Consider the following 7370-nt stretch of genomic DNA (forward strand, 5'->3'; position numbering starts at 1 on the left):
AGAGAGGCTTCATGATCCCAATTGCGTGCCGGCCCATGCGGCCGGCGGTGACCATCGGGGTGCCCGGCTCCAAGAGCTACACCCATCGCCTGCTGATCGCGGCGGCCCTGTCCGACGGCCCCTGCCGCATCGCCAATCCGTTGCGCAGCGATGATACTTTGCTGACCTTGGCGGCCTTGGGGGATATGGGCGTGCCTTACCGGGACGACGGCGCGGCCATACATGTGCAGGGCGTCGTCGGCCGCCTGGCGGCCCACGCGAAGCCCATCGATCTGGGCAATTCGGGTACCTCCATGCGGTTGCTCAGCGGCGTGGCCATCCTCGGTCAAGGCGAATACTGCTTCACCGGCACGCCCCGCATGCAACAGCGGCCCATGCAACCGTTGCTGGACAGCCTGAACCAACTGGGGGTGGCGGCCCGTTCGCGGCACGGCAACGGCTGTCCGCCGATTCTCATTCCCGGCGGTGTTCCCCCGGGGCGGCACACCACCATCGACTGCGGTACCAGCAGCCAATATCTTTCGGCTCTGTTGCTGGCAGGTCCCTGCCTGCCCGACGGCCTGAACGTGGAAGTGGTCCGTGGCCCGGTTTCGCAACCCTACATCGACATGACCCTGGACATAATGGGGTTGTTCGACATTTCGGTGGCACGGGAGGGCTACACCCGTTTCGAGGTGCCCGGCGGGCAGACCTACCACGCCGGCGATCATGCCGTGGAGGCCGACGGATCCCAGGCGGGCTACTTCTGGGCCGCCGCCGCCATTACCGGCAGCCGAATCAAGGTGCGGGGGGTCACGCCGGCCTCGCGCCAGGGAGACGTGGGCCTGGCCGAGGTGTTCGGTCGCATGGGATGCCGCGTCGAACACGAACCGGACGGCACCACCGTCAGCGGTGGACCGCTGACCGCCATCGATGTGGACATGGGCCACATGCCCGATATGGTGCCCACCCTGGCGGTGGTGGCGGCCTTCGCCCGCGGCACGACCACCATTCGCAATGTGGCGCACCTGCGGGCCAAGGAGAGCGATCGCCTGGAGGCGGTGGCCCAGGAACTGACCCGGATGGGGGTGGCCGTGCAGTGCGGACCCGACCAACTGCAGGTGACCGGCGGTCGTGCCCACGGGGCCGAAATCCACACCTATGACGATCACCGCATCGCCATGAGTTTCGCCGTGGCCGGTCTCAAGGTGCCCGGGGTTGTGATCACCGGTGAAAATTGCGTGAGTAAGTCGTTTCCCGATTTCTGGGAGGTGTTCCAGGAGCTCTATCCGTGAACAACATCTTCCTCATCGGCTATCGCTGCACCGGCAAGACCACATTGGGCCGGGCATTGGCCCGGCGGCTGGATCGCCCCTTCGTGGACACCGACGACGCCATCACAGCCGCTACCGGCCAGGACATCCGCACCCTGGTGAACCGTTGCGGCTGGGACCACTTCCGCGATTTGGAGCGCCGGCAGATCGCCGCATCGGCGCGCTTGACGCACCATGTGGTCGCCACCGGCGGCGGCGCCGTGCTGGCAGCGGAGAACGTGGCCGCCATGCGGGCCGGCGGCACCGTGGTGTGGCTGCGTTGCCGCCCCGACACCATCGAGCGGCTGATGCGGGCCGACGTGCGCAGCGACGCCATGCGCCCCCGCCTAACGGGAGACGGTCTGCGCCGGGAAATCGAAACCACCCTGGCGGCTCGCGAACCGCTCTATCGGCGGGCCATGCACTTCGCCTTGGACACCGACGACTTCGACATCGACCGGCTGTGTGATACCATCATCGCAGCCGTGCAAGCGTCAGGCCCGACACCCCCGGACTACACCACAAACCAATAAGGGGTTTGCCCATGTCCAGCACTTTCGGCACCTTGTTTCGCGTTACGACCTTCGGCGAGTCCCACTGTCCCGGCGTGGGGGCGGTGGTGGACGGCTGCCCACCGCGGCTGGCCCTGACGGCGGAGGATATTCAACGCCAGCTCGACCGGCGGCGGCCCGGCCAGAGCGCCATGACCACGGATCGCCAGGAGGGGGATCGGGTCGCCATTCTTTCCGGGGTGGAGAACGGCCACACCCTCGGCACCCCCATCGCCCTGCTGGTGCCCAACCGGGACCAGCGTCCGGGGGATTACGCCGAGATGGCCGCAGTACCGCGTCCCTCCCATGCCGATTTCACTTACCAGACCAAGTACGGCATCCGCGCGGCAAGTGGCGGCGGGCGTTCCAGCGCCCGCGAAACCATCGGGCGGGTGGCCGCCGGCGCCATCGCCGAAAAGATCCTGGCCGAGCGGTTCGGCATTCAGGTGGTGGCCTGGGTCAGCGCCGTGGGCGAGGTGGTCGCCGATGGGGTGGATATGGCCGCAATCGATCGGCAAACGGTGGACGGCACCCCGGTGCGCTGTCCGGACCCGGCGGCCGCACCGGCCATGACGGCCGCGATCCAGGCGGCAAGGGACGATCAAGACTCCTTGGGCGGAATGGTCTCCTGCGTCTGCCGCAATGTGCCGGCGGGCCTGGGCGAGCCGGTGTTCGACAAACTCGAGGCGCTGCTGGCCCACGCCATGCTCTCCATTCCGGCCACCAAAGGGTTCGAGATCGGCTCGGGGTTCGCCGGCACCCGGCTGCGGGGATCGCTCCACAACGATCCCTTCGTTCAGAAAGGGGACCGCCTGGGCACCCTGAGCAACCACAGCGGCGGCATCCAGGGGGGCATCAGCAACGGCGAGGCCATCCATTTCCGGGTGGCCTTCAAACCACCGGCCACCATCGGCAGGGCTCAGACCACGGCCGATTTCGCCGGCCGACAGGTCGCCCTGGCCGCCAAGGGACGCCACGATCCGTGCGTGGTGCCACGGGCCGTACCCATCGTGGAGGCCATGGCGGCCCTGGTCCTGTTGGACGCCGTGCTGCGCCAGGCGGCACGCTGCATGGGGAGGCTGCAACCATGAACGGCGGCGATCCCCCGTTTGCCCAGCGGATCGCGCAGGTGAGCGAATCCCACACCACCCGTATCTTCACCCGGGCGCAACAGATGCGGGCCCGGGGGCGCGATATCATCAGTCTGGCCGTGGGCGAACCGGATTTCGACACGCCGGCGCCCATTCTGCACGCCACCGCTCGCGCCCTGGCCGATGGGCGCACCCGCTACGGTCCGGTGGCCGGCGAACCCGGGCTGCGCGAGCGCCTGGCCGCCGGTTTCGAGGGTTTCAGCGCGGATCGGATCCTGGTGACCAACGGCGCCAAGCAGGCGCTCTTCTCCCTGTTTCAGGTGCTGTGTGACTCTGGCGACGAGGTGATCCTCCCCCGGCCCTGTTGGGTCAGCTTCACCGAACAGATCCAGCTGGCCGGGGCCCGGCCGGTGCTGGTGGACACCGACGCGGGGTTCCAGCTCGATCCCGACCGGATCGCAAAGGCGGTAACACCGCGCACGCGGGCCATTCTCATCAACAGCCCCAACAACCCCACCGGCGCGGTTTACGGGGCCGACGCCCTGGCCGCCGTGGCCGCCATCGCCGCCGAACAGCGCGTCTGGCTGATCGCCGACGAAGCGTACCACGTTTTCACCTATGGGGACCGTCCCCATGTGCCGGTGCTGGGCCTGAGTCCCGCGCCGGATGGGGTGATCACCGTGCGCAGCTTTTCCAAGCAGTTCAACATGACCGGCTTTCGGATCGGTTACGTGGCCGCCGCGCCGTCGGTCATCCAGGCCCTGACCCGCTTGCAAAGCCACACCACCGGTAATGTGTGCACCTTCGCCCAATACGGGGCCCTGGCCGCCCTGGAGATGGACCCGGCGCTCATCGACCGGCGCCGCGTCGCATTGCGCCGCCGGCGGGATCTGGCGCTGGGCCTGGCGCGTGCCCTGTTCACATGCGCCGGCGCCCAAGGGGCGTTCTATATCTTCGCCGATGTGTCGGCCCACCTGCGGGCGGGACAATCCAGCGCGGACCTGGCCCTGCGGCTGCTCGACGCGGCCGGCGTGGCCGTGGTACCGGGCGAGGCTTTTCACGGCCCCGGCCACATCCGCATCTCCTATGGCTGCGACAGCGCGACCCTGGGACGGGCCTTCGCCCGCATCAAAGAGGGGATCAAAGAGGGGTTATGATCGGATTGATCGGATACGGCCGCTTCGGCCGCCTGACCGTCACCCACCTGGCCGCCGATTGTCCGGTGGTGGTTCACACACGCAGCACGGATAAAGCCGACGACATCGTCCGGGCCGGCGGTCGCCCGGTTGCCATCGAGGCGGCCTGCGCACAGCCCATCGTCATCCTCTGCGTGCCCATTTCGGCCATGCCGGACACCCTGGCGCAAATCGCCCCGCTGCTGGCACTGGACGCCATCGTGGTCGATGTCTGTTCGGTCAAAGTGCAGCCGGTGCAATGGATGCGGCAGGCGCTGCCGCCCACGACGTCCATTTTGGCGACCCACCCCATGTTCGGCCCGGACAGTGCCGCCCGCTCCCTGGCGGGGCATAAGATCGTGCTCTGCCCGGAACGCATCGCCCCGGCGCCCTATGGGCGGATCACTGCCTGGCTGCAGGGCAAGGGGCTGAAGCTGATCGAAACCACGCCCGCCGAACACGATCGCAAGATCGCCGTCAGCTTGGCCTTGACCCATTTCATCGGCCGCAGTCTGTCCGAATTCGGCGCGCAACCCATGGATATCGACACCGAAGGGTACAAACGGCTGTTGCATATTCTGGAGGTGGTCAACAACGACACCTGGCAACTGTTCGGCGATATGTTCCGCTACAATCCCTATGCCGAAGAGACGCGCCAAGCCTTCATGAGCGCCATGGAGCGAATCGGCGCGCGGCTGCCGGTCGCTTCGCCGTGAGCGTTTTTCGGGCGGCGCCGGCCCGGCATCCGTCCTTTCTCCGCCCGACCCGCGCAACCGTTGTGCTTTCAGGTGTTAGGATCTCTTTGTTCTGTGGTACTAAAAGAGAACTGTGAAACGCAGCCCGATCTCCGTTGAGCGGTTGTCCGGTTCGTAAACCAGGACCGCTTCATTTCCATCGGTCAACAGGGCCAGATCGGAGCGGTCGATGTCCCAGTAACGGATGTACGGCTCGACGGCGAAGCCCACTCGTGCCGCCATTCTGGACAAACGCAACGATCCCCGGAGACCGTAGCCGCCGTCCTGATCGTTCTCCACATCGTTCAAACGGCGATTCACATCGCTGAGCCGCGAAATCTGACGGCCCCAAATAAACAGATCGTATTCACCCGTGAGGTCCAAGCGCCACCCCTGGCCCAGCCGTATGGATGCCTCCAGGCCAATGGGCGCGTACAAGTAGTTGGACTCCCTTTCATAGCCGCCGGCGTAGCGTCGCTGGGAGTGGTCGTTCAACCAGCGATAGCCCAATCCCAGATAGGGGGTCAGGGTGAAGCCCGGTCCGCCGATGGGAAAATCGTATCCCGTCGTGCCCCGGAGCTCCATCAGGAAGGTGGGAATGTTGTCGATGGCCAGGGGAGTGCCGCCCCAGGTGCTGCCCGTATAGTCCAGTTCGCCGTAGGCCAGTTTGCCTTCCACCCGGGCCATGATCCCCTGGCGGTAGGTGTAGCTGCCCACGAGTCCGTACAGGATGCCTTCATTTTTCATCACGCCCGGTTCTTCATACTTTATGTGGGATATCTCGGTGCCTGCGGCGAAGTGGTGTCGTTTGAGCGGCGTCTGCGCCAGCGCCTGCCCAGCCGCGGCCATCAGTAAGCACATAGCAATGGTCGCCCATCTTCCGCGTGTCATGCTACCCCCTTGTGTCAGTGGTTTGAGTGGTATTGATACTATGAAACAGGGATTGTGTTAAGCAGTAAGTCTAAAAGATGGCGTTCCTCATCGAAAGCGCTATCGGGATCGGGATCGTAATCGTTTTCTTTAGATGCAGAGGCCGTGGTGACTTGCATGTATTTCGATTTCGATCCCGATCCTGATTTCGATTTGGATTTGGATGATAGTTCATTTACGCTGTGCAGGTTGTTCCGCCGGCATTGCCATGTTGCCTTGGAGGTGGTTTGACATTGCAATTCAGATGTGCCAGTGATGGCCAACCCTTTCTTGACGATTGCCCCTCGCGGCGGCCGTGGTTGGATGAAGGGGCGAGCGTCCAATGCCCGATGTTGAACGAAGGAGCGCCACTCTTTTTTGCCGGTGGCGGCGCCCTTTATGCAGCGTCCGGCATTTGTCGTTTGTATCTTTACGTGTAGGAAGTGTTCCATGGAAATGCAATTGGCGCCCAAGCGGGTGGCAAAATTACATCCAACCGATATTTTGTTTCAGACACCCTATTGGGGACGGGTCAAGCGGCAGCTGGGTTGCCGTGCCTTGGCCTTCGACATCGAAGATCCGGACCGCCCGCGGGGGGATTTGCTGGTGTTGATCCAGTCCTGTGGCGAGCATGGCAGCGTGGCCTATGTGCCCCAGGGGCCCGAGGTCGGCCCTTCTCCGGAAAACTACGGCACATATCTGGAATCGCTTTCCGAAGTCCTGGCCCCCCATGTGGACGACGACGTGGTGTGCATCCGTTATGATTTGCCCTGGGAGTCCCAGTACGCCGAAGAGATTCGCGCCCGGCGCTGGAACGGTTATCCCGAGGCGCGGGTGCGGGAGATGCGCATGAATTTCGGTACCCGAAGCTGGAATTTGCGCAAGGCGACCATGGACATGACCGTCGCCAGTTCCTTGGTTGTCGATCTGAGCGGCACCGAGGCCGATCTCTTGGCGCGCATGAAACCCAAGACCCGCTACAACATCGGGCTCGCCCGCCGTCGCGGAGTGACGGTGACGGCCGCGGCAATCGACCGGCTGCCCGATTTCTATACCCTCTATTGCCAGACCGCCGCCCGGAACGGCTTTGCCAGTTGCGAATACCGCCATTTCGAGGCGATATTCGCAACCTTTGTGCGGACCCATGAGCAGACCGAGGTACTGTTTCTGCTGGCCTCCCGAAAAGATGACCTGCTTGCAGGCGCCATCGTGGCCCTTTCCGGCAGACGGGCGGTCTATCTGTACGGTGCTTCCGCCACGGCCAATCGCAATTTGATGGGGCCCTATGCCGTGCACTGGCACGCCATGCAGTATGCCCGCCGGCGGGGTTGCGTGGATTACGATATGGGGGCGGTTTCCCCGGGACTCCATCCCGACCACCCTTTTTACGGCCTCTACCGGTTCAAAACCGGCTTCGGCGGCCGCATCGAATTGCGTACCGGGTCGTGGGACTATCCTTTGCACCCGGAAGCGTATCAAGCCCTTCGCAATGCCGAGGGCATGTCTCGCGGCCGGAACGCTTGACATCGTTCTCCGGTCGCCCAACGCCAAGCTGAGGCGCACGGTTTTTCTTTCGTCGCCCCCAGCCTGGCGTCGGCGACGTCCATCCGAATCAAGT

The 7370-nt window shown here is 64.6% G+C and carries 7 protein-coding genes; 6 read left to right on the forward strand and 1 reads right to left on the reverse strand.

What is annotated here, in order from left to right; genetic code table 11:
* Window positions 1-11 precede the first annotated feature (11 nt).
* Genes aroA through MRX98_RS07890 form a run of 5 tightly spaced genes read left to right on the forward strand, consistent with a single transcriptional unit; the run spans window position 12 to window position 4825 of the window.
* Window positions 12-1274, forward strand: a complete 1263-nt coding sequence (aroA, locus tag MRX98_RS07870) for a 3-phosphoshikimate 1-carboxyvinyltransferase (RefSeq protein WP_246904944.1) — start codon at window positions 12-14, stop codon at window positions 1272-1274.
* Window positions 1271-1825 carry a shikimate kinase gene (locus tag MRX98_RS07875; protein WP_246904947.1) on the forward strand — a complete coding sequence of 185 codons (555 nt, stop codon included), beginning with the start codon at window positions 1271-1273 and terminating at the stop codon, window positions 1823-1825. Before aroA ends, MRX98_RS07875 begins: the two co-directional genes overlap by 4 nt.
* 11 nt (window positions 1826-1836) lie before the next feature.
* Window positions 1837-2934, forward strand: a complete 1098-nt coding sequence (gene aroC / locus MRX98_RS07880) for a chorismate synthase (protein ID WP_246904949.1) — start codon at window positions 1837-1839, stop codon at window positions 2932-2934.
* Window positions 2931-4091, forward strand: coding sequence for a pyridoxal phosphate-dependent aminotransferase (locus tag MRX98_RS07885; RefSeq protein WP_246904951.1), 1161 nt, complete (start codon window positions 2931-2933; stop codon window positions 4089-4091). The genes aroC and MRX98_RS07885 overlap by 4 nt, the downstream gene beginning before the upstream one ends.
* Window positions 4088-4825, forward strand: coding sequence for a prephenate dehydrogenase/arogenate dehydrogenase family protein (locus MRX98_RS07890; RefSeq protein WP_246904953.1), 738 nt, complete (start codon window positions 4088-4090; stop codon window positions 4823-4825). Before MRX98_RS07885 ends, MRX98_RS07890 begins: the two co-directional genes overlap by 4 nt.
* Window positions 4826-4924: 99 nt before the next feature.
* On the opposite strand, the gene MRX98_RS07895 is transcribed toward MRX98_RS07890, so the two are convergent.
* Window positions 4925-5734, reverse strand: coding sequence for an outer membrane beta-barrel protein (locus tag MRX98_RS07895; RefSeq protein ID WP_246904956.1), 810 nt, complete (start codon window positions 5732-5734; stop codon window positions 4925-4927).
* A gap of 468 nt (window positions 5735-6202) precedes the next feature.
* Between MRX98_RS07895 and MRX98_RS07900 the strand changes: the two genes are divergently transcribed.
* Window positions 6203-7276 carry a lipid II:glycine glycyltransferase FemX gene (locus MRX98_RS07900; protein WP_246904968.1) on the forward strand — a complete coding sequence of 358 codons (1074 nt, stop codon included), beginning with the start codon at window positions 6203-6205 and terminating at the stop codon, window positions 7274-7276.
* The last annotated feature ends 94 nt before the right edge of the window (window positions 7277-7370 follow it).

This window comes from Desulfatitalea alkaliphila (genome assembly GCF_022968795.1).
In the GTDB taxonomy this organism is placed as follows: domain Bacteria; phylum Desulfobacterota; class Desulfobacteria; order Desulfobacterales; family Desulfosarcinaceae; genus Desulfatitalea; species Desulfatitalea alkaliphila.